17 protein-coding genes are annotated in these 21,165 nt (G+C 72.3%); 9 read left to right on the top strand and 8 right to left on the bottom strand.

Translation table 11 applies throughout. The features are described 5' to 3' along the window. Positions 1 to 9: 9 nt before the first annotated feature. From ACRAKF_RS30010 to ACRAKF_RS30000, 3 genes are all read right to left on the bottom strand, one after another. Positions 10 to 930 (bottom strand): protein phosphatase 2C domain-containing protein, encoded by a 921-nt coding sequence (locus ACRAKF_RS30010; RefSeq protein WP_447040669.1) that lies wholly within the window; start codon positions 928 to 930, stop codon positions 10 to 12. After that, complete coding sequence (locus ACRAKF_RS30005) at positions 927 to 1,586, bottom strand: vWA domain-containing protein (RefSeq protein ID WP_447042245.1); 660 nt, start codon at positions 1,584 to 1,586, stop codon at positions 927 to 929. The genes ACRAKF_RS30010 and ACRAKF_RS30005 overlap by 4 nt, the downstream gene beginning before the upstream one ends. Positions 1,587 to 1,710: 124 nt before the next feature. After that, positions 1,711 to 4,104: a GTPase-associated protein 1-related protein gene (locus ACRAKF_RS30000; protein WP_447040668.1), complete on the bottom strand. Its 2,394-nt coding sequence runs from the start codon at positions 4,102 to 4,104 to the stop codon at positions 1,711 to 1,713. A gap of 240 nt (positions 4,105 to 4,344) precedes the next feature. On the opposite strand from ACRAKF_RS30000, the gene ACRAKF_RS29995 reads away from it, so the two are divergent. The 7 genes from ACRAKF_RS29995 (at position 4,345) to ACRAKF_RS29965 (ending at position 13,404) form a co-directional block, all read left to right on the top strand. Further along, on the top strand, positions 4,345 to 5,610 hold the full coding sequence (locus ACRAKF_RS29995; protein ID WP_447040667.1) for a DUF1266 domain-containing protein: 1,266 nt from the start codon (positions 4,345 to 4,347) through the stop codon (positions 5,608 to 5,610). Positions 5,611 to 5,748: 138 nt separating this feature from the next. After that, positions 5,749 to 6,867, top strand: coding sequence for a LacI family DNA-binding transcriptional regulator (locus ACRAKF_RS29990; protein ID WP_447040666.1), 1,119 nt, complete (start codon positions 5,749 to 5,751; stop codon positions 6,865 to 6,867). Between the two features lie 74 nt (positions 6,868 to 6,941). Continuing rightward, positions 6,942 to 8,519 (top strand): sugar ABC transporter ATP-binding protein, encoded by a 1,578-nt coding sequence (locus tag ACRAKF_RS29985; protein WP_447042243.1) that lies wholly within the window; start codon positions 6,942 to 6,944, stop codon positions 8,517 to 8,519. Beyond that, positions 8,509 to 10,452, top strand: coding sequence for an ABC transporter permease/substrate-binding protein (locus ACRAKF_RS29980; protein ID WP_447040665.1), 1,944 nt, complete (start codon positions 8,509 to 8,511; stop codon positions 10,450 to 10,452). The genes ACRAKF_RS29985 and ACRAKF_RS29980 overlap by 11 nt, the downstream gene beginning before the upstream one ends. 82 nt (positions 10,453 to 10,534) lie before the next feature. Then, entirely contained in the window at positions 10,535 to 11,461 is a 927-nt protein-coding gene (locus ACRAKF_RS29975) for a ribokinase (protein WP_447040664.1), read from the top strand. Further along, positions 11,458 to 11,847 carry a D-ribose pyranase gene (gene rbsD, locus ACRAKF_RS29970; protein WP_447040663.1) on the top strand — a complete coding sequence of 130 codons (390 nt, stop codon included), beginning with the start codon at positions 11,458 to 11,460 and terminating at the stop codon, positions 11,845 to 11,847. The genes ACRAKF_RS29975 and rbsD overlap by 4 nt, the downstream gene beginning before the upstream one ends. 210 nt (positions 11,848 to 12,057) lie before the next feature. Further along, entirely contained in the window at positions 12,058 to 13,404 is a 1,347-nt protein-coding gene (locus ACRAKF_RS29965; protein WP_447040662.1) for a M28 family metallopeptidase, read from the top strand. Between the two features lie 105 nt (positions 13,405 to 13,509). Here the strand turns inward: ACRAKF_RS29965 and msrB are convergent, their stop codons facing one another. The 4 genes from msrB to ACRAKF_RS29945 all read right to left on the bottom strand — a co-directional run bounded on the left by msrB (position 13,510) and on the right by ACRAKF_RS29945 (position 17,392). Next, a complete protein-coding gene (gene msrB, locus ACRAKF_RS29960) occupies positions 13,510 to 13,917 on the bottom strand; it encodes a peptide-methionine (R)-S-oxide reductase MsrB (protein WP_447040661.1) in 408 nt (135 codons plus the stop codon). 13 nt (positions 13,918 to 13,930) lie between these two features. Continuing rightward, positions 13,931 to 15,325: a UDP-N-acetylmuramate--L-alanine ligase gene (gene murC / locus ACRAKF_RS29955; RefSeq protein WP_447040660.1), complete on the bottom strand. Its 1,395-nt coding sequence runs from the start codon at positions 15,323 to 15,325 to the stop codon at positions 13,931 to 13,933. A gap of 533 nt (positions 15,326 to 15,858) precedes the next feature. Continuing rightward, complete coding sequence (locus ACRAKF_RS29950; protein ID WP_447042242.1) at positions 15,859 to 16,314, bottom strand: indole-3-glycerol phosphate synthase; 456 nt, start codon at positions 16,312 to 16,314, stop codon at positions 15,859 to 15,861. Positions 16,315 to 16,468: 154 nt separating this feature from the next. Then, the gene (locus tag ACRAKF_RS29945) at positions 16,469 to 17,392 is read right to left on the bottom strand and encodes a pyrimidine reductase family protein (RefSeq protein WP_447040659.1); all 924 of its coding nucleotides are present in this window, start codon (positions 17,390 to 17,392) and stop codon (positions 16,469 to 16,471) included. A gap of 36 nt (positions 17,393 to 17,428) precedes the next feature. Here ACRAKF_RS29945 and zapE point away from each other — a divergent pair, with 36 nt between their 5' ends. Both zapE and ACRAKF_RS29935 read left to right on the top strand, forming a co-directional pair. Continuing rightward, positions 17,429 to 18,523, top strand: coding sequence for a cell division protein ZapE (zapE, locus tag ACRAKF_RS29940; protein WP_447040658.1), 1,095 nt, complete (start codon positions 17,429 to 17,431; stop codon positions 18,521 to 18,523). Positions 18,524 to 18,689: 166 nt separating this feature from the next. Next, entirely contained in the window at positions 18,690 to 20,051 is a 1,362-nt protein-coding gene (locus tag ACRAKF_RS29935) for an alkaline phosphatase PhoX (protein WP_447040657.1), read from the top strand. 78 nt (positions 20,052 to 20,129) lie between these two features. On the opposite strand, the gene sph is transcribed toward ACRAKF_RS29935, so the two are convergent. Further along, positions 20,130 to 21,107, bottom strand: a complete 978-nt coding sequence (sph, locus tag ACRAKF_RS29930) for a sphingomyelin phosphodiesterase (RefSeq protein ID WP_447040656.1) — start codon at positions 21,105 to 21,107, stop codon at positions 20,130 to 20,132. Positions 21,108 to 21,165 lie beyond the last annotated feature (58 nt).

Here is a 21,165-nt window from a genome sequence, read left to right as displayed (position 1 = left end):
CTTCCTGCACTAGCTGTCGTCCTGCACTCGACTGTCGTCGCTGCGCTGCGTGGACGCCGCGATGGCGCCCACGAGGGTCGTGTCGTCCCCGGAGAACGTGGCGGCGCGCGCCAGCCAGTCCGGTAGCTGGGCCTGGACCGCCGCGACACCCTGCTCGGCGGCTCGGCCGCGGACGCCGGTGGCGAAGTCCAGGAACCCCTGGTCGTCGGTGAAGCTCTTGGAGAGCCCGTCGGTGGAGAGCAGCACGCACGGCGGTGGCCCGCCGATGAAGGGCTGCCAGTGCGACCGCATCTTGCGCCAGGGCTCGGGCGCGCAGAGCGAGTCGGTCTCGTCGCCCATGTCGGGCCCGGTGGAGAGCGGGGTGTGCGGGGTGCCGGTGTCGTCGACCAGGACGAAGTCACCGTCGCCCAACTGCCAGCAGAACACCATGCCTTCGGTGAGGACGGCTCCGATGAGCGTGCTTCCGTAGGCGGCGAGGTCCGGGGGCTCCTTGCGCTCCCGCTCCCCGGCCGTCTGCCGCGGGGCGGCCGGGCCGTGGGCGGGCGCGTTGCAGTCGTGCAGCAGGGCGCGCTCGTGCCAGCGGTGGCCGACCTGCTGCGGCAGCCTGCGTGCCTCCTCGCGCAGGCCGGTCCAGTTCGCCGCGTCACCGCCGACGCGCACCACCTCGCGTGCGAAGGCGCGCGCGCACGCGGTGAACTCCTCGACCGCCCAGCGCGCCCCCAGGTCGCTGCGGAAGTGCGCGGCGCTGCCGTGTCCGTCGGCGACCGTGAGGACGACCGCGCGCCCCCCCGCGACGGGTACGAGCGCGCTGCGGTCCTGGCTGTACTTCTTCGCCACCCCTTTGACGGCGCCACTGATGAGCGTCCAGGGTGCGGCCGTCGCCCGGCCGGCCGCCGGGTCGCGTTCCGTCACTGCCCCCGGTTCGGTCACCAGATGTCGTCTTCGCCCTTGGTCATCGACGGGACGTCGATCGGCGTCGCGGCCTTCGAGCCGTCGTCGACCTTCGGCGTGGAGGCGTCCTTGACGACCGCGGTGGACATCCAGCGGATGGCGGCGGCGAGCTGGCGGGGGTTCTTCGCCTGGAGCGGCTCCAGTTCGGGGTTGCCGAGGAACTCCTTGAGCATGCTCTTGTCGGCGTCGTCACCGATGGCCACCGCGACGCGCACGGCCCGCTTGCCCCACGGGGTGCCGTCGATGGCGCGGAGACCGGCACGCCAGTCGTCGGTGGGCTGGCCGTCGGAGGCGAGCGCGAGCACCGGCGGCAGGGCGCGCTGGGGCATCGGCGGGGTCTGGAGCGCGCCGGCCGCCAGCTTGAACGCGGCGCCCATGTCGGTGCCGCCGTAGATGTGGACGTCCTCCCAGGAGAACTGGTCGACCGGGGTGGGGTCGCTGACGTGCCAGCTCGCCCCGCTGGCGAAGGTGATGGCCCGCACGAGGAGGGAGGCGGCGGGGTTGGACTGGGCGGCCTGCTGCATCTCCGGGATGGCCTCGCGGATGGCGAAGTTGAGCTCGCCGATCTTGCCGTTGACGCCCATGGAGCCCGAGCAGTCGAGCATCCAGATGAAGTGGACGGGGCGGCTGGCCATACTGCCGCCGGGGAAGTTGTCGGCGAGGATCTGGGTGGTGTCGCTCACGCTGGTCCTTTCCTGTGGAGCGTGAAGGGTGCGGTCGGGCCCGCGGTCGGGGCCCCGTGGGGCGCGGGTGTGGGGGTCACTCGTGGCTCTGCCTGATCCGGTTGCGCCACGCCGTCCATCCCTGGAGGTCCTGGCCCTCCCGCTGGATGACGGTGGCGACCCGGCCGAGCTGGTGCTCGTCCATGTCCGCTACGACGGACGCGAGCACCTGGTCGAGCAGTTCCTCGGCGACCGCGCGCCACTGCTCGGTGACGCCGTGCCGCTGCCGGGGGCGCCAGATGTGGTGGTACGCGGCCAACTCGGCGGGGGTGTCCGGCAGTTGGTGCCGCATCTGGTCGCGGACGCGGTCGTCCAGGAAGTACGCGCGGTAGGCGCTCAGCAGTTCCGGGCTCGCGGCGACGAGGATGCGCAGTCCGTGGGCCTCGCACACGTCGAGCGCGTCGGCCCGGGCCAGTGCGTATCCCACCCGTTCGTCGACGCCCTGCCGCAGCACCCGGCTCAGCGGTGCGGCCCTGTGGCCCAGCTCGCCGAGGCGGCCGACGGAGTCCCGCGTGACGCCCAGCCGGCCGTCGGCGAGGTCCTGGGCGGTCACGAGCAGGTCGGCGGCGGCCCGGTCGGCCGCCCCGAGCTGCCTGTCGCCCCGCATGTCGCGGGCGAAGGCGACCAGCTCCGGATCGCAGCGGTCCGGGTCCCTGACCCAGCCGATGATGGCGCGGCCGAGGCCGGCCTCGACGATGAGGCGGGACGTGCAGGTGCGGGCGACCCGGGCGACGTCGGCGCGGTCGGGCACTTTGCTGCGCCACACGAGGCGGTAGAGCAGCTTCATCGTCACGATGTCACTGACGCGCCGCCCGGACAGGAGCCCGATGAGCCGCTCCAGCAGGTCCGCGCCGCGCAGGTGGTCCGGGGGGCCTGCCCAGAGCTCCGCGGCGGCGGCGAGGCGCACCGTGAGCGGCGCTTCCTCGATGTTGCGCTGGAGCCACACGCCCTGCGGGGATCTGGCGAGCTGCCGCATGCGGTCCAGCTTGCGGGTGTTGAGGTCCACGGTCAGCATGTGCAGTACCCGGCGGGTGAAGGGCACGTGGTCGAGGTCTTCCAGGACCCGCACGGCGTGCCCGCACTCGCGCTGGTCGGGGCGGAGCAGCGCCTCCGCGAGCCGGTCCATGGCCTCGGCGAGCCCCGGGCCGTTGTCGGCGCCCACGGCGAGGGCGAGCCGCAGCGGCTCGGTCCAGGTGGGGACGGGCCCGCGCACCGCCCGGCGCAGGGCCTCGTCGGCGCGCTCGCCGTACTCCTCGCGCAGTTCCCGCCAGGCGTCTTGGCCGAGCGGGAGCCCTTCGAAGGCGGACAGGTCGGGGAGGGCGCCGCGGGTGCGGGACACGTCGAGGCGGTGCTTGACGAGGGCGAGGGCGAGGGGCCGCGCGGCGAGCGCCTGCTCGCCGTCGAGTTCCCTGCACAGTCTTTCGAGTTCGTCGACGGTACGGGCGTCGGTCTCGCCCCTGGTCACGGAGTTGGCGAAGGCGTCGACGACGGCGCGCAGCGACGCGCCGCCGAACCCGGCGAGATCGGCGCCGGTGAGGGCCGCCGCGCCCGTTCGGCCGCCGTCCCCTGCGCCGCCGGGCGCGCCGGAGATGAGCGGGATCAGGGCGAACGCGTCGTGGGTGCGCGCTCCCGTGCCGGGCGCGGGCGGGCTGCCGGAGATCCAGCGCTCGGCGGTGAGCTGCGCCCAGGCGTCGGTCCCCGCGGGGGGTGGGCTCTGGCGGCCGCCGGTGCCGTCGTGCACGCGGTACAGGTACGCGACCGTCGCGTCGTCGCTCCGGTCGAACTCCGCGTCGGGGCCGATGCCGATGATCTGCTGCGGGGCGCGGTACGGCTCCGCGGTCCACGTGGTGAACGTCAGTACGGGTACGTAGCTCTCGGGCAGCGAGGCGCAGGCGAGCGCGACCCAGTGGGCGACGGTCTCGGGGTCCTCCTCCACCAGGACGATCTGCCGTCCCGCCGGGTCACCGAAGAGACGGCGCACATCGGTGAGGAAGGGCGCGACCCGCTCGGCGCGCGCCCTGGCGAACTCCACCAGGCGCTCGCTGTCGAAGTGCGCCCGCGTGACGGGCAGTTCCGACTCGACGAACCCCGCACCGAGGGCCTCCCCCGCCTCCGGCTCCCAGGTGTCGGAGCGCCAGGTGTCGATCGGCCACACGGAGCCGGGCCCTGGCGTGTCCGCGCTCAGGTGGAGCACCTCCACGCGCCGGCCGGGCAGCGTGGCGCACAGGAGCCGGCCGCCGTCCGGCAGCAGGGTGTAGCTCAACTCGGAGCCCGCGCCTATGACGTCTTCGACGGCGGGGCCGAACTCCGGTGCGTCTACAAGGGGTTGTGGTGCCTGGCGGGAGGAGCCCACGGGCTGCGCGGGGATCAGACGGACGGCTCCGGTGTCCGGCTCCTGGTCGAGTCGGTAACTGAGGCGACGGATGGCCATGCCACATTGTGACCAACCGGGATGCCCCCTCGCAGGCCGTCCGCCAACTTCACCTCCGTCTCGACACGCGACTCCCGCACCGGCGCCCGGAGGCGCCCCGTCAGGGGCGCGGGGAACTGCGCGACCGGCCGAGAACGACCCGCACCCGGCAGCGAGGAGCAACCCGGCGGACGCACCCCCGAAGCGGATCCACGTAGGCTGCAAGATCCACCCCGATCGGAAGCGGAACCGGAGAACGCGATGGCCGCAGGCGAGGACGAGTTCCACGACGAGATCTTCCCGTGCGTGCCCGCCCCGGAGGACGGCAGTGCCTGGCAGGCCCCCGCCGACCTGGAGGCGCACCTGTACGAACTCCGCGAGGCCGACGACCCGTACACCTATCTGCGGGCCATCGCCGTGGAGGGCCTCTACCGCCCGGTGGCGCTGCATGAGAAGGATCCGGACGCGGACACGAGCCCGCTGCTCACCGTCGACCTGCCGGACGGCAGGAAGGCGGCGCAGGTGTACACGGCCGGGCTGCTCCCGCGCCCGCATCCGGCGGTGGTCTACGAGTTCGTGACGCTCGGCGCGCTGGCCGAGGGCTGCCCCGACGACGTCGACTTCCTCGCGGTCAACGTGCGGACGCCGTGCGAGCAGTACTTCCTCACCACGGACGAGGAGCGCCGGGTCTGGGCCGACCTGCACGAGCGCCACCACCGGCACGACGGCCTCGGCGACCGCATAGAGACGCGCCGCACGGGGGCGCCCGCGCCGGGCCCGCTCCTGCACGGCCTCGCCTGCGGCGCACACCTGTGCTTCGCCAACGGCGCGCCCTGGAACACCCTCGACTGGCACGGCGCGGGCCACCACAACGAGGTCGGCCGCCTCGCCGAGTCCTGGGGCGTCGAGAACCGCGAGGAGTGGCTGGCGACGCAGGAGCGCCTGCTCACGCGCGAAGTCAGCCCCTGGTACTGGGACTTCGTGCTCGGCGCCCGCGTCGCGGTGATCGCCGAGGTGGGCCCGCGCCTCGATCCCGAGCGGTGGCGGGAGTGCGTCGAGGTCACCCTGCGCAACCGCGTCAGGGAGACCGGCGGCCCCGACACCCCGCACCGCCCCGGCGACGACCCGGGCCTGGACGACTTCGTGACCGCCATGCGCGACCTCGTCGGCAAGGTCCTGCGCTACGAGGCCCGCTTCCGCGCGGACGAGCTGCTGCCGCCGGACGGTTTCGTGCGCACCGTCGCGCCCTGGGACATCGGCCGCGCCTCCAAGATGGCCCGCTGGGGCAGGGGCGCGCGTTATGCGACCGAGGCGGAGATGCGGGCGGCCGTCGAGCGGGCGTCCCGGGCGGCGGAGTCCTCGTACGCCTCGTGGGAGGAGTTCTCGGCGGGCTACGTCCTGGGCCGCTGTCTGCACTTCGACGAGGAGTCGTTCGGCACCTGGTACACGGACGTCCTGCACGCCCACCGGGCCCTGACCACGGACCCGGACAGCCCGTGGCTGACGGTGCCGTTCCGGGTGGGCTGAGCCCCGGCGGGCCGTTGGCCCGGATCATCACAATCAGGTCTCACTAGCCCCAGAGGCCTCTTTCGCCTCTTGCCAGCGACCCGTGTAATCGTTTCCAATCCTCCGTGTAATCGATTCCACAAGGAGGTGGAAGCGGCGATGGCACTCACTCCACCCCGGCCGCCCGGGGCACGTGGGGCACCCGGCTCACCCGGTTCGCCCGGCTCGGCGGGCTCAGCGGGCTCGGCGGGCTCGACCGGCTCGGCGGGGATCAAGGACGTCGCGGCCGAGGCCGGGGTCTCCGTGGCCACGGTGTCGCGGGCGCTGAACGGTCACCCCTCGGTCAGCCCCCGGTCCCGGCAGCGCGTGCTCGCCGCCGTCGAGGCGCTCGGCTACCGGCCGAACGCCGTGGCCCGGTCCCTGCGCACCCACCAGACGCACACGCTCGGCCTCGTCATCAGCGACGTGCTCAACCCGTACTTCACCGAGCTGGCCCGCTCCGTCGAGGAGGCCGCCCGCGCCCTCGGCTACAGCGTGATCATCGGCAACGCCGACGAACGGCCCGAGCTCCAGGACCACCACGTACGGACGCTGCTCGACCGGCGGATCGACGGCCTGCTCGTCTCCCCCACCGACGGCGGCTCCCCGCTGATGCTCGACGCCGTGCGCGCCGGCACCCCCATGGTCTTCGTGGACCGGTGGATCCCCGGCGTCGACGTCCCCGTCGTCCGCTCAGACGGCCGGCAGGCCGTGCGTGACCTGGTCGCCCACCTGCACGGCCTCGGTCACCGCAGGCTCGCCATCATCGCGGGCCCCGCGGCCACCACCACCGGCAGCGAGCGCGTCGAGGCCTTCCGGGACGCGCTGCGCGAGCACGGCATCGCGCTGCCCGACGCGTACATCGGGCAGGGCGACTTCCAGGCCGACAGCGGGCGCCGCGCCACGGAGCGGTTCCTCGCCCTGCCCGAGCCGCCCGAGGCCGTCTTCGCCGCCGACAACCTGATGGCGCTCGGCGCCCTCGACGCGATCCGCGCGCACGGCCTGCGGGTCCCGCACGACATCGGCCTCGCCGCCTTCGACGACATCCCGTGGTTCGTGCACACCGACCCGCCGGTCACGGCGATCGCCCAGCCCACGGCGGAGCTGGGCCGGGCCGCCGTGCACGCGCTCGTCGACCGGATCGAGGGCAGGAGCCCCCGTTCCGTGACCCTGCCCGCCCGTCTCGTCGTCCGGCGTTCCTGCGGCGAGGACACCCGCGTACGAAGGAGCAATCCGTGAGCAGCAAGGACGAGGCGCGGCGCGGCCCCGGGCAGCGGGAGCAGCCGCAACCACAGGAGCGGGACGCGCACGAGCTGCTGCGCATCGAGGGCATCCGCAAGACCTTCCCCGGAGTCGTCGCGCTCGACTCCGTGGACTTCGACCTGCGGCGCGGAGAGGTGCACGTCCTGCTCGGCGAGAACGGCGCGGGCAAGAGCACCCTCATCAAGATGCTGTCCGGCGCCTACCGCCCCGACAGCGGCCGCATCCTCGCCGAGGGCCGCGAGGTGCGCGTCAACGGCGCGCAGGACGCGGAGCGGCTCGGCATCGCCACCATCTACCAGGAGTTCAATCTCGTACCGGATCTGACGGTCGCCGAGAACATCTTCCTGGGCCGGCAGCCGCGCCGCCTCGGCATGGTCGACCGCAAGAAGATGGAGGCGGACGCCCAGGTCCTCCTGGAGCGGGTCGGGCTCCGGGTCTCGCCGCGCGCCAAGGTGCGCGAACTGGGCATCGCCCGGCTCCAGATGGTCGAGATCGCCAAGGCGCTCAGCCTGGACGCGCGCGTGCTCATCATGGACGAGCCCACCGCCGTCCTCACCTCCGAGGAGGTCGAGAAGCTGTTCGACATCGTGCGCACGCTGCGCGCGGACGGCGTCGGCATCGTCTTCATCACCCACCACTTGGAGGAGATCGCCGCGCTCGGCGACCGCGTCACCGTCCTGCGCGACGGCCGCAGCGTCGAGCAGGTGCCCGCGTCCACCCCGGAGGACGAGCTGGTACGGCTCATGGTGGGCCGCAGCATCGAGCAGCAGTACCCGCGCGAGCGGCCGGACGTCGGCCCGCCGTTGCTCCGCGTCGAGGGCCTCACCCGGGGCGGCGTCTTCCACGACGTCAGCTTCGAGGTGCGGGCCGGTGAGGTCGTCGGCCTCGCGGGTCTGGTCGGCGCCGGGCGCACGGAGGTCGCGCGCGCGGTCTTCGGCGCCGATCCGTACGACGCGGGCACCGTCGACGTACGCGGCGAGCGGCTGCCCGGCCACGACGTGAACGCCGCGATGGGCGCCGGCATCGGCCTCGTACCCGAGGACCGCAAGGGCCAGGGCCTGGTCCTGGACGCCTCGGTCAGCGAGAACCTCGGTCTGGTGACGCTGCGGTCGGCGACCCGCGCCGGGTTCGTGGACCTCAAGGGCCAGCACGAGGACGCGGCCCGGATCGCGGGACAGCTGGGCGTACGGATGGCCGGGCTCGGCCAGCACGTGCGCACGCTCTCCGGCGGCAACCAGCAGAAGGTCGTCATCGGCAAGTGGCTGCTCGCCGACGTGAAGGTGCTGATCCTCGACGAACCGACGCGCGGCATCGACGTGGGCGCGAAGGTCGAGATCTACCAGTTGATCAACGAACTGACGGCCTCCGGGCACGCGGTCCTGATGATCTCCAGCGACCTGCCCGAGGTGCTCGGCATGAGTGACCGGGTCCTGGTCATGGCCCAGGGCCGGATCGCCGGCGAACTGCCCGCCGAAGAGGCCACGCAGGACGCGGTGATGGCCCTGGCCGTCAGCAACGCGGCCGCGCCGCGGGACGCGCCGAACCCCGTACCGAACCCCGTTCCGAACGCCACACCGAACGCCACACCGAACGAAGAAGAAGAAGCGGAGGGCTCCCGTGGCCACTGAAACCGTGAAGCGCGACGCGGGTGGCGCGGGTTCGCTCCGCCGCGTCCTGCTCGACAACGGCGCGCTCAGCGCCCTGATCGTCCTGGTCGTGGCGATGTCGCTGCTCTCCGGCGACTTTCTCACCACCCAGAACCTGCTCAACGTCGGCGTGCAGGCCGCCGTGACCGCGATCCTCGCGTTCGGCGTCACCTTCGTGATCGTCTCGGCGGGCATCGACCTGTCCGTCGGTTCGGTGGCCGCGCTCTCGGCCACGGTCCTCGCCTGGACGGCGACCTCCCAGGGCATGCCCGTCTGGCTCGCGGTGATCTTCGCCGTCGCCGCGGGCATGGCCTGCGGTTTCGTCAACGGGCTGCTCGTCTCGTACGGGAAGCTGCCGCCGTTCATCGCGACGCTCGCGATGCTGTCGGTGGCCCGCGGCCTCTCCCTGGTGATCTCGCAGGGCAGCCCGATCCCGTTCCCCGACTCGGTCTCCCACCTCGGTGACACGGTCGGCGGCTGGCTGCCGGTCCCGGTGATCGTGATGGTCGTGATGGGCCTGGTCACGGCCGTGGTGCTCGGCCGTACGTTCATCGGCCGCTCCATGTACGCGATCGGCGGCAACGAGGAGGCGGCCCGCCTCTCCGGACTGCGGGTCAAGCGCCAGAAGCTCGTCATCTACGCGCTCTCCGGGCTCTTCGCCGCCGTCGCGGGCATCGTGCTCGCCTCCCGCCTGGTCTCGGCGCAGCCGCAGGCCGCGCAGGGCTACGAGCTCGACGCCATCGCCGCGGTGGTGATCGGCGGCGCCAGCCTCGCGGGCGGGGTCGGCAAGGCGTCCGGCACGCTCGTCGGCGCGCTGATCCTCGCGGTGCTGCGCAACGGCCTCAACCTCCTGTCGGTCTCCGCCTTCTGGCAGCAGGTCGTGATCGGCGTCGTCATCGCGCTGGCCGTCCTCCTGGACACGCTGCGGCGCAAGGCCGGGGCGACCCCGGGTGCCTCGTCGGGCGCGCCGGGGGCCGGGCTCAAGGGCCCGCAGGCGGTCAAGTACGCGGTGGCCGCCGTGGTCGTGGCGGCCGTGATCGGCGCGGTGTCGTTCTTCAACTCGGGCTCGTCGGGCACGTCGACGAAGGTCGGCATGTCGCTGTCCACCCTCAACAACCCCTTCTTCGTGCAGATGAAGGAGGGCGCGCAGGCCGAGGCCGAGAAGGCGGGCGTCGACCTGACGGTCACCGACGCGCAGAACGACGCCTCGCAGCAGTCCAACCAGCTCCAGAACTTCACCGGCGAGGGCGTGAAGTCCATCATCGTCAACCCGGTGGACTCCGACGCGGCGGGCCCCGCCGTGCGCGGCGCCAACAAGGCCGACATCCCGGTGGTCGCGGCCGACCGCGGCGTCAACAAGGCCGAGACCGCCACGCTGGTCGCCTCCGACAACATCGCGGGCGGCAGGCTGGCGGCGAAGTCCCTCGCCGAGAAGCTGGGCGGCAAGGGCGAGGTCGTCGTCCTCCAGGGCACCGCCGGCACATCGGCGAGCCGTGAGCGCGGGCAGGGCTTCGCGGAGGGCATCAAGGCGTACCCGGACATCGAGGTCGTCGCCAAGCAGCCCGCGGACTTCGACCGCACCAAGGGCCTCGACGTCATGACGAACCTGCTCCAGTCCCACAAGGGCGTGAACGGCGTCTTCGCCGAGAACGACGAGATGGCGCTCGGCGCGGTCAAGGCCCTCGGCGGCAAGGCGGGCACGTCGGTGCCGGTGGTCGGCTTCGACGGGACCCCGGACGGCCTCAAGGCGGTCGAGGCGGGCACGCTGTACGCATCCGTGGCGCAGCAGCCCAGGGAGCTCGGCAGGATCGCGGTGCGCAACGCGGTGCGGGCGGCCCAGGGCAAGGAGGTCGAGGAGATGGTGAAGGTCCCGGTGAAGGTCGTCACGGTGAAGAACGTGAAGGATTTCTCCTGACCGCTCCGTCCAGGGGCCCCGTGCGCGGGGCCCCTTCCGGCCGCGCACCACGTCAGCACCGTACGAAAGCAGGGAACAGCACATGAACGACGACTACGAACTGCTGGTCGTGGGCTCCGCCAACGCCGATCTGGTGGTCGGTGTGGAGCGCAGGCCGGCGCCCGGCGAGACGGTCCTCGGCTCCGACCTGGCCGTCCACCCCGGCGGCAAGGGCGGCAACCAGGCGGTGGCCGCCGCCCGGCTCGGGGCGCGCACCGCGCTCCTCGCGCGGGTGGGCGACGACGCGCACGGCACGCTGCTGCTCGACGCGCAGCGGGCGGCCGGGGTGGACACCGTGGGCGTCCTGGTGGGCGGTGCGCCGACCGGCGTCGCGCTGATCACGGTCGACCCGTCGGGCGACAACAGCATCGTGGTCTCCCCCGGGGCCAACATGCGCCTCACCCCCGCGGACATCCGCGCGGCGGGCAGCCTGCTCGCGGCGGCGCGGGTGGTCTCGACCCAGCTGGAGATCCCGCTGGAGACGGTCTCGGAGGTGGCGCGGGGGCTGCGGCCAGGGGCCCGCCTGGTCCTGAACCCCTCGCCGCCGGCCCCGCTGCCGGACGAGGTGCTCGCCGCCTGCGACCCGCTGGTGGTCAACGAACACGAGGCCCGGGTGATCCTCGGCGACGCCGCGGGCGAGACCCCGCGGGAGTGGGCCCGGGGGCTGCTCGCGCTCGGCCCCCGTTCGGTGGTGATCACGCTGGGCGCGGAGGGCGCGCTGACCGCCGAGCCCGGCGAGGAGCCCGTACGGGTGGCGAGCCCGCGGGTGGATGCGGTGGACACGACCGGCGCGGGCGACGCCTTCACCGCCGCGCTCGGCTGGCGCCTCGGCCTCGGCGAGGACCTGGCGACGGCGGCGGCCTACGCGGCGCGGGTGGGCTCGGCGGCGGTCACCCGCAAGGGCGCGCAGGACTCGTACCCGACCGCGGCGGAGCTGGCCTCGGTCGCGCCGGAGGTGTCGTCCTCGTGAAGAAGTCGGGCATCCTCAACCGCCATCTCGCGGGCGCGCTGGCCGAGTTGGGCCATGGTGACACGGTCCTGGTGTGCGACGCGGGCATGCCGATCCCGGCGGGTCCGCGCGTGGTGGACCTGGCGTTCCGCGCCGGGGTCCCGTCGTTCGCGGAGGTGCTTGAGGGCCTGCTCGCCGAGCTGGTGGTGGAGGGCGGAACGGCGGCGCACGAGACGACGGAGGCGAACCCGGCGGCGGCGCGACTGCTGCGCGAGAGCCTTCCCGCGCTCGACCTGATCTCCCACGAGGAGCTGAAGGGTCTCACGGCCGGGGCCCGCCTGGTGGTCCGCACCGGGGAGGCCCGCCCGTACGCGAATGTGCTGCTGCGCTGCGGAGTCTTCTTCTGACCCGAGGCCGCGGGGCGGGGCGTCGACCAGGCGCGGTCCGGTATACGAACACCCCTGCCCGCATTGTGACCGGATTCCCCTCTTGACGAGACCTCATCCCGCCTTCAACATCAGGCAACGCACAGCTCCAAAGGCGCCCCGCGACACACCCGCGTCGCAGGGCGCCTCGCACGTTCCGACCCCACTTCTGTCCGGAATTCGGAGCCCCAGATGAGTCTCTCCAGATCCGTCCGACCTGCCCTGCCCCGGGCCCTGAGACGCACCACGGCGGGCGTCGCCGTCCTCGCCGCCGCCGGGCTGCTCGCCACCGCCGCGCCCTCGGCCGCCGCGGCCCCCGAGGCGCCCTCCTCGACGCTCGCGGCGCCGGACATCCCGCTCGCCAACGTCAAGGCGCACCTCTCCCAGCTCCAGTCCATAGCCTCGGCCAACGGCGGCAACCGCGCGCACGGCAGGCCCGGCTACAAGGCCTCCATCGACTACCTGAAGGGCAAGCTGGACGCGGCCGGTTTCACCACCACCGTCCAGCAGTTCACGTCCAGCGGGGCGACCGGCTACAACCTGGTGGCCGACTGGCCGGGCGGCGACACGAGCAAGACCCTGATGGCCGGAGCGCACCTCGACAGCGTCTCATCGGGCGCCGGGATCAACGACAACGGCTCGGGCTCCGCGGGGGTCCTGGAGACGGCGCTCGCCGTGTCCCGTGCGCAGCTCAAGCCCACCAAGCACCTGCGTTTCGCCTGGTGGGGCGCGGAGGAGCTGGGCATGGTGGGCTCGCGCCACTACGTCAACAACCTGCCCACGACGGAGCGCTCGAAGGTCAGCGGCTACCTGAACTTCGACATGATCGCCTCCCCGAACCCGGGCTACTTCGTCTACGACGACGATCCCACGATCGAGAAGACGTTCAAGGACTACTACGCGGGCCTGAACGTCGCCACGGAGATCGAGACCGACGGCGACGGCCGCTCCGACCACGCCCCGTTCAAGAACGTCGGCATCCCGGTCGGCGGTCTCTTCAGCGGCGCGGAGCGCGCCAAGACCAGTGCGCAGGCCCAGAAGTGGGGCGGCACGGCCGGCCAGGCCTTCGACCGCTGCTACCACTCGTCGTGCGACTCGACGTCGAACATCAGCGACACCGCCCTCGACCGCAACAGCGACGCCATCGCCCACGCGGTCTGGACCCTCGCCACGGACACACCGGTCCCGCCGGGTGACGTCTACGAGAACACCACGGATGTCCCCATCCCGGACAACGGTGCCGCGGTGACCTCGACGGTGAACGTCACGGGCCGCACCGGCAACGCCCCGGCCGCCCTCAAGGTCGACGTCGACATCCGCCACACGTGGCGCGGCGACGTGGTGGTCGACCTGGTCGCCCCCGACGGCAGCGCGTACCGCCTGAAGAGCTCCAGCGGCAACGACTCGGCGGACAACGTCATCGCGTCCTACACGGTCAACGCCTCCAGCGAGGCCGCGAACGGCGACTGGAAACTCCGCGTCCAGGACGTGGCGTCCCAGGACACCGGCTACGTCAACAGCTGGAAGCTGACCTTCTAGCCGCTGCCCGGGCCACGCCCTACGACCTGTTCCTCTGCCGCGCGCCCGCATCCGGGCGCGCGGCACGTGTTTCCGGCCTCGGCGGGCGTCGGCCTTCGGCGGGCGTCAGCCTTCGGTCGGCGTCAGGCGCAGGGAGATGCTGTTGATGCAGTAACGCTGGTCGGTCGGCGTGGCGTAGCCCTCGCCCTCGAAGACGTGGCCCAGGTGGGAGCCGCAGCGGGCGCAGCGGACCTCCGTGCGGACCATGCCGTGCGACGTGTCCTGGAGGAGTTCGACCGCGTCCGTGTCCTTCGGGTCGAAGAAACTCGGCCAGCCGCAGTGCGACTCGAACTTCTCCGTCGAGGTGAACAGCTCCGCGCCGCACGCGCGACAGGAGTAGACACCCTGCGTCTTGGTGTCCGTGTACTCACCGACGAACGCTGGTTCCGTACCGGCCTGGCGCAGCACCGCGTACTCCGAAGGGGTCAGCTCCGCCCGCCACTGCTCGTCCGGCTTTTCGACGTCGTACGCCATGGGTGCAATCCCCTTACTTCGACAGGTGGGCCAGGATCTGCGGGCCGAGGTCGGTGACGTCGCCCGCTCCCATGGTGAGAACGAGATCACCGGGCTTCGTCATTCCCGCGATCTCGCGCACCGCCTCGTCCTTGTCGTGGACGGCCCGCACCTCGGCGCCCGCCTCGCGGGCCGCATCGATGATCAGGGCACTGGTGACGCCGGGGATCGGGTCCTCGCGGGCCGGGTAGATGTCCAGGACGACGGAGGAGTCGGCCAGCGCCAGGGCCTGGCCCATCTCCGTGCCCAGCTCCTGGGTGCGCGAGAACAGGTGCGGCTGGAAGAGCACCAGGATGCGGGCGTCGCCCGCGGAGGAACGCATCGCCTCCAGGTCGGCCGTCATCTCGGTCGGGTGGTGGGCGTACGAGTCGACGACCTGGGCGCCCGCGGCCTCGCCCTTGAGCTGGAGGCGGCGCTTGACGCCCGTGTAGGACTTCAGGGCGCCGGCCAGGTTCCGGGACGGGATGCCGAGCGCGACGCCGGCGGCGAGGGCGGCGACCGCGTTGTTGGCGTAGTGGCGGCCGGGGACCGAGACCGTGAAGGTGAGCAGCTTGCCGTCGAGGACGACGGTGACCTCGCTGGTCAGACCCCGCGCGGTGATCTTGTGGATGCGCAGGTCGGCGCCCTCGGACTCGCCGTACGTGACGACCTTGAGGCCACCGAGGTCGCGCAGGCGCCGGGTCAGCTCGACCGCGCCCTCCTGGTCCGCCGAGATGACGAGGGTGCCGCCGGGGACGACCTTTCCCGCGAAGATCTCGAAGGACTCGTAGATCTCGTCCATCGACGCGTAGTTCGCGTGGTGGTCGAGCTCGACGTTCAGGACGATGGCGACCTCGGGCGCGTACTTGTGGAAGCTGCGGTCGCTCTCGTCGGCCTCGGCGACGAAGATGTCGCCCTCGCCGTGCAGCGCGTTCGAGCCCGGCACGTCGAGGTCGCCGCCGATCGCGTACGACGGGCCGAGGCCGAGGGTGGCGAGCGTGACGGCCAGCATCGACGTCGTGGTCGTCTTGCCGTGCGTACCCGCCACGGCGATCGGGCGCAGGCCCTCCATCAGCGAGGCCAGGGCGTCCGAGCGGTGCACGACCGGGATACCGAGCTCGGCGGCGCGGGCCAGCTCCGGGTTGTCGGCGCGGATCGCGGAGGAGACGACGACGCAGGTCGCGTCGGACGCGAGGTGGGCGGCGTCGTGCCCGATGTGGACCGTGACGCCGAGCGCACGCAGCGCCTCCGCGGTGGCGGACTCCCGGGCATCGCTGCCCGCGACCTTGGCGCCGCGCTGGGCCAGGATCTTCGCGATCCCCGACATTCCGGCGCCGCCGATGCCGATGAAGTGCGGTCGGTCCATGGCGGTAGGAAGGCCGGGTGCCATGCGTGTGTCTCCCTGATACGACGAAGATGCCGACGAAACGTACGGCCGATCAACCCCAGCCTATTGCCTCCCGCTCCCCACCCCTTCAGGGCCACACAAAACACCCACCGCCCAGCCCCACCAGGGCCACGGCAATCACCACGCCCAGCCCCCGCCAGGGCCGCGGGAGAACGCCGCGCCGCGACCACCCCGTCAGGTGCGTGGGGGAACGCCGCAACCAGCCCCCGTCAGGTGCGTGGGGGAACGCCGCAATCAGCCCCCGTCAGGGACGCGAGGAACGCCACGCCACGCCCCCGTCAGGGACACGAGGAACGCCGCGACTAGCCCCCGTCAGGGGCGCGGGGAACTGCGCGACCAGCCACACCCAACCCGCAGACGAAAAACCACACCCGCCCCACCAGGGGCGCGGGGAACTGCGCGACCGGCCACACCCACCCCGCAGACAGACAACGACGACCCCACACCCACCACCAGAGGCCGCCGCAAGCCCACGCAGGGGGCAACCAAAGCCACCCCCAAGGCCCCAGGCCAGCCTACGCTTCGGTGTGCGAGAACAGCTTCAAAACCGGCACCCCCACCTTGTGCCGCGCCCGCGACGCCCAGTCCCGGTGGAAGAACTCCTCCACATAGTGGGGGTCGGTCAGCACGATCACCTCGTCCGCCCCCACCTCACCCACCAGCGTCTTCAGCGCGTCCAGCGGATGGTCCTCGATGAGCCGCCCCCGCGCCTCGCACCCCGCGGCCCGCAACGCGACGAGGGAGACCCGCAGCGCCTGCTCGGCGGGTCCGGCCGCTTCGTCGCCCTCGGGGGTCGACCCCTCCCGCGCCGCCTCGTCGAGCTCGCCGAGGGCCACGTCGTCGATGGCCCGCAGCAGCCGGTCCGCCTGGTCCCCCCGGGGCTGGAGCAGCACGTGAAAACTGACCGGCTCGTCCCCGTGCAAGGTGGTGACGAACTCCACGTCCGCGGAGGTCAGGGCCTTCTCGATCATCAATACGCTGGTGAACACGACAGGCGCGCCCCTCTCATCCGTGGGCCGCCCATGGAGGCCCGCGCAGAAACCATCCTGCCCCGTGGCCGCACGGGGCCTGCGAGTTCTAGTGTGCCCAGCCGAAGCCAAACGGAACGAGTGATTCCGCCTATTGTCAGCTTCGACGGTATCGGGTGAAGAGGAACCCGGCCTCCTCCAGTACGGACGTCAGCACGAACTGATCCGGCGTCGCCAGCGCATGCCCGCCCGCGATCCGCTGCGCGTCCCCCGCGGTGAGCATCGGCGACACCGTCAGGCACAGCTCGTCCAGCGCCCGGGCGGCCACGAACTGCCCGAGCAGCCGGGGCCCGCCCTCGGTGAGCAGCCGCGTCAGCCCCCGCTCCGCGAGGGCCGGCGCCACCCGTTCCGGCGCCACGGTCGCGCCCTCACCGGCGATCACCACCACGGCGCCCGCCTGTCTGGCCGCCTCCATCCTGTCGGCGGGCGCGGCGGCCCCCGTCACCACGAGCGTGGGCGTGAGGGGCGAGGTGAAGAGCGGGAGCGAGAAGTCCAGGTCCAGGCTCGCGCTGACCACGGCGATGGCGGGCGCCGGGGTCTGACCTGCCGCCTCCCTGCGCTCGGCGAAGGCGGCACGCGCGCGTGCGGGGCGGTACCCCTCCAGGCGTACCGTTTCGGCGCCTACGACCACGGCGTCGGCGAGGCCGCGCAGGGTGCCGAAGATCCGCATGTCGGTGTCGTTGGAGATCGGCTGGGAGCGGCCGTCGTGCTGGGCGGCGCCGTCGAGCGTGGACACCATGTTGGCGCGCAGCCAGGTCGCCGCACCGGCGGGATAGGCATAGGCCTCGGCAAGCACGTCGAGCCCCCACTCCTGGCCGCCCGAGTGCTCTCCCAGGCGGTCGCCGGAGTGACCGCCGGAGTGATCTCCCACGCCGGCGCTCTCGTGGCCGCCCGAGTGGTCGCCCGCGTGGCCGCTCACACCATCGCCCGCATGGCCACCCCCCCGGCCCCCCGCGCGCCCCGTAGCGCCCGCGGCTCTCGAGTCTGCTGTCTGGTCGGTCACAGGAAACAGGCGTCGCATGTCGGCAGTCTCGCACGCCGTTTAAGCTGGGGAACCGTGTCGTCCTCCCCCGCCGCCTCCGTGCGCCGTCCCACCGCCGAAGCGGTCCCGCAGTCCCTGTGCGCCCGCGAGCCGCACGTCCCCGCCGACCGCCTGGTCGCCGAGATGGTGCCGCCGCCGCGCTTCGACTCCGTACGCTTCGACACGTACATCCCGGACCCCGCTCAGCCCAGCCAGACCGAGGCGGTCCGCGCGCTGAGCGGCTTCGCGGCGGGGCTCGGCGGGGCGCACGCCTCCGGGGCGGGCCGCAGGCGCTGGTTCCAGAAGAAGCCCGCCGCTCCCACGGGCCCGCGCGGCATCTACCTCGACGGCGGCTACGGCGTCGGCAAGACCCACCTCCTGGCGTCCCTCTGGCACGCCACCCCCGCGGCGCCCGAGCAGAAAGGTTTCGGCACCTTCGTCGAGCTGACGAACCTCGTGGGCGCGCTCGGCTTCCAGCAGACGGTGCGCACCCTCGGCGGCCACCGGCTGCTCTGCATCGACGAGTTCGAACTGGACGACCCGGGCGACACCGTGCTCGTCTCGTCGCTGCTCGCCAAGCTCGTGGAGCAGGGCGTGGCGCTGGCCGCGACCTCGAACACGCTGCCGGGCAAGCTCGGTGAGGGCCGCTTCGCCGCGACCGACTTCCTCCGCGAGATCCAGGGGCTCTCCGCGCACTTCAGGGCGCTGCGCATCGACGGCGACGACTACCGGCACCGCGGCCTTCCCGAGGCCCCCGCGCCGTACTCCGAGGAGCAGGTCACCAAGGCGGCCTACGCGACCGAAGGCGCCTCGCTCGACGACTTCCCGCAGCTCCTCGACCACCTCTCCAAGGTCCACCCGAGCCGGTACGGCGCACTGACCGACGACATCGCGGCCGTCTGCCTGACGGACGTCACGCCGGTGCCCGACCAGTCGACCGCGTTGCGGCTGGTGGTGCTCGCCGACAGGCTGTACGACCGGGAGGTGCCCGTACTCGCCTCCGGCGTGCCCTTCGACCAGTTGTTCAGCGAGGACATGCTGAACGGCGGCTACCGGAAGAAGTACTTCCGGGCGATATCCCGGCTGACCGCACTGGCCAGGGACGCCAAGGGGCTCGTGGGCGCGCGGTAGACGGCAGCACGCGGAATCCGGCCTTCGGCAGCGCGCCGGACGGCGCCCGCCGCCGGGCAGGTGTGGACGGCGCGGAAACAGATGTCTACGCGCATGGTTCCCGAGCACCAAGGCGCGTGGTACACACATCCGGTCATATTCCTGTCCGCCAGCAGGAGGTTGCCCAATGTCTGCCACTCGACGTCAGGTTCTTGCCCGTACCGGTGCCGTGGGGGCCGGGATCGCCTTCACCGGCGCTCTCTCGGAGCTCTTCGCGGGCACCGCCGCCGCACAGGGAAAGGCGGGCTACGGCCCTCTCGTACCCGACCCCAAGGGTCTGCTCGACCTGCCGAAAGGTTTTCGGTACAAGGTGCTCTCACGGGAGGGGGACGACCTCCGTTCGGGTGAGGGCAAGGTGCCGAGCAACCACGACGGCATGGCCGCCTTCCGTGGCCGGAAGGGCGGGGTCCACCTCGTCCGCAACCACGAGAACCGTGTCAACGGCAAGATCGGCGTGCCGACCGTCAAGGGCCTCACCTACGACCCGATGGCCAAGGCCGGCTGTACGGCGCTCTCGCTCGACTCCAGAAACAACGTCCTGGGCGAACGCGTGGCGATCGCCGGGACGGCCGTGAACTGCTCGGGTGGTCCGACCCCCTGGGGCACCTGGCTGACCTGTGAGGAGACCGAGGACAAGGCCGGCACGAACGGCTACACCAAGGACCACGGGTTCGTCTTCGAGGTCGACCCGGTCGATCCGCACCGCACCGGCGCGGTGCCGCTCACCGCGATGGGCCGCTTCCAGCACGAGGCGGTCGCCGTCGACCCCCGGCGCGGCATCGTGTACGAGACCGAGGACGCCTTCGACAAGCCCTTCGGTCTCTTCTACCGTTTCCTGCCGAAGAAGCCCGAGGGCGGCCGCGGGTCGCTGCGCGCGGGCGGCAGCCTTCAGGCGATGCGGGTGCCGGGCCTGCCGGACCTGTCCTCGGTCCAGGAGACGGGCGCCACCTTCGAGAACATCGAGTGGGTCGACGTCCCCGACCCGCTGGCCGAGCAGACGCCCATCCGCCACCAGGACTTCGGCAAGAAGGGCGTCACCCACGCGCAGAAGCTGGAGGGCTGCTACTGGGGCGGTTCGTCGGTCTACTTCGTCTCGTCCTTCGCGCGCAAGGGGGAGGGTTCGGCGGGTGACCACTTCGGTCAGGTCTGGCGGTACGACCCGTCGCGGCGACGCCTCACCCTGGTGATCGTCTTCGGCCCCAGCACGGACATCCAGCTGCCCGGCGAGTCCCCCGACAACATCTGCCTCGCCCCCAGCGGTGGCCTGATGGTGTCCGAGGACGGCAACGGCGCCCAGCACGTGTACGGCGTCACCCGCCAGGGCGAGGTCTACCCGATGGCCCGGGGGCGCCAGAACATCGGCACCCCCGAGGAGCCGGAGTGGGGCGAGTTCGCGGGAGCCGCCTTCTCCCCGGACCACGACACGATGTACGTCAACTGCTACACCCCCGGCACGACGTTCGCGGTGACGGGGCCCTGGCACAAGTAGCGGCCCCGAGACGGCCGATGGCCCCGTCCCGCTCCGGGACGGGGCCATCGGCCGCCCTGCCGTGGCCGGCGCGAACCCCTAGTACGCCGTCACGGGATAGTGGTCGGACAGGTTCGTGTACGTGTACTTCTTGCCCCAGCTCGACACCGTCCAGGGGGCGCTCTGCTCCTTGAGCACGTTGTTGTGCCAGGTGGCGGGGCGGGCGTGGCCCTTGCGGTGGAGGATGTGGTCGAGGTCTTCGCGGGGGTCGTCCGGGTAGCGCTCGGCGGCGATGGAGTTGTCGCGGGTGTCGAAGGAGTACGGGTGGCCCGTGCGGGCGTCGGCCGGGGCGAGGCCGCCGTCGGCGAGCATCGAGGCGTACTCGGAGCTGTGTCCGTCGACGTTGAGGTCGCCCGCCACGATGACCTGTTCGTCGGCCGGGATGTTCTTGGCGTCCAGGAAGGCGTCCAGCTCCTTGAACTGCTTCGCGCGCGTCGCTGCGGCCTCGCCGCCGCCGCAGCCCGGGTCGGTGGACTGGGTGTGGGTGCCCACCACGTGCGCCCTGACGCCGTTCACATCGAGGACGGCGTAGACGAAGCCCTTGTTGGAGTACGAGTCGGAGCCGCAGGCGTCCTTGTAGACGTACTGCTCCTTGCGGACGATCGGCCACTTGCTGAGGACCGTCACGCCGCCGTCCTCGGGCGCCACCGCGGAGTACGCCCCGCCGGTCGCGTCCCAGCCGCTCTTGGAGCGGCCCATCACGGGCGTCTGATGCGGGTAGCGGCCCGCGGCGGTGTTCTTCAGCGCGTCGGACGAGGTGTTGTCGAACGCCTCCTGGAGCACGACGACGTCCTGCCCCTGGAAGAACCCGGCCTCCGGTATGGCCTTGGCCCGGTGGTCCTGGCCCCAGTTCGGGTACAGCGTCTTGCTGAACAGGAAGGTGTTGTACGTGAGCACCTTGAGCGGCGGCGGCGCGGCGGCCGCGTGGGCGGACGGGGCGACGGCGGCCAGCGTGGCGGCGGCGAGGACGGTGGCGACCGCGGCCGCGTGGGACCTGTTCGGCGCTGAGTACGGCAAGGGGACTCCCGGGAGTGAGGGGTGGGGCGACCGCCGTCGCGGGCGGCGGCAGTTGACG

The sequence above is a fragment of the Streptomyces sp. DSM 118878 genome, assembly GCF_052936595.1.
This window is presented reverse-complemented; position numbering and strand designations above follow the sequence as displayed.

What these genes read in the sequence shown, in the direction of transcription:
- ACRAKF_RS30005 (WP_447042245.1), bottom strand. Translation starts at nt 1,586, where the DNA reads ATGGCCAGCCGCCCCGTCCACTTCATCTGGATGCTCGACTGCTCGGGC.
- ACRAKF_RS30000 (WP_447040668.1), bottom strand. Translation starts at nt 4,104, where the DNA reads ATGGCCATCCGTCGCCTCAGTTACCGACTCGACCAGGAGCCGGACACC.
- ACRAKF_RS29995 (WP_447040667.1), top strand. Translation starts at nt 4,345, where the DNA reads ATGGCCGCAGGCGAGGACGAGTTCCACGACGAGATCTTCCCGTGCGTG.
- ACRAKF_RS29990 (WP_447040666.1), top strand. Translation starts at nt 5,749, where the DNA reads ATGGCACTCACTCCACCCCGGCCGCCCGGGGCACGTGGGGCACCCGGC.
- ACRAKF_RS29975 (WP_447040664.1), top strand. Translation starts at nt 10,535, where the DNA reads ATGAACGACGACTACGAACTGCTGGTCGTGGGCTCCGCCAACGCCGAT.
- ACRAKF_RS29965 (WP_447040662.1), top strand. Translation starts at nt 12,058, where the DNA reads ATGAGTCTCTCCAGATCCGTCCGACCTGCCCTGCCCCGGGCCCTGAGA.
- msrB (WP_447040661.1), bottom strand. Translation starts at nt 13,917, where the DNA reads ATGGCGTACGACGTCGAAAAGCCGGACGAGCAGTGGCGGGCGGAGCTG.
- murC (WP_447040660.1), bottom strand. Translation starts at nt 15,325, where the DNA reads ATGGCACCCGGCCTTCCTACCGCCATGGACCGACCGCACTTCATCGGC.
- ACRAKF_RS29950 (WP_447042242.1), bottom strand. Translation starts at nt 16,314, where the DNA reads ATGATCGAGAAGGCCCTGACCTCCGCGGACGTGGAGTTCGTCACCACC.
- ACRAKF_RS29945 (WP_447040659.1), bottom strand. Translation starts at nt 17,392, where the DNA reads ATGCGACGCCTGTTTCCTGTGACCGACCAGACAGCAGACTCGAGAGCC.
- ACRAKF_RS29935 (WP_447040657.1), top strand. Translation starts at nt 18,690, where the DNA reads ATGTCTGCCACTCGACGTCAGGTTCTTGCCCGTACCGGTGCCGTGGGG.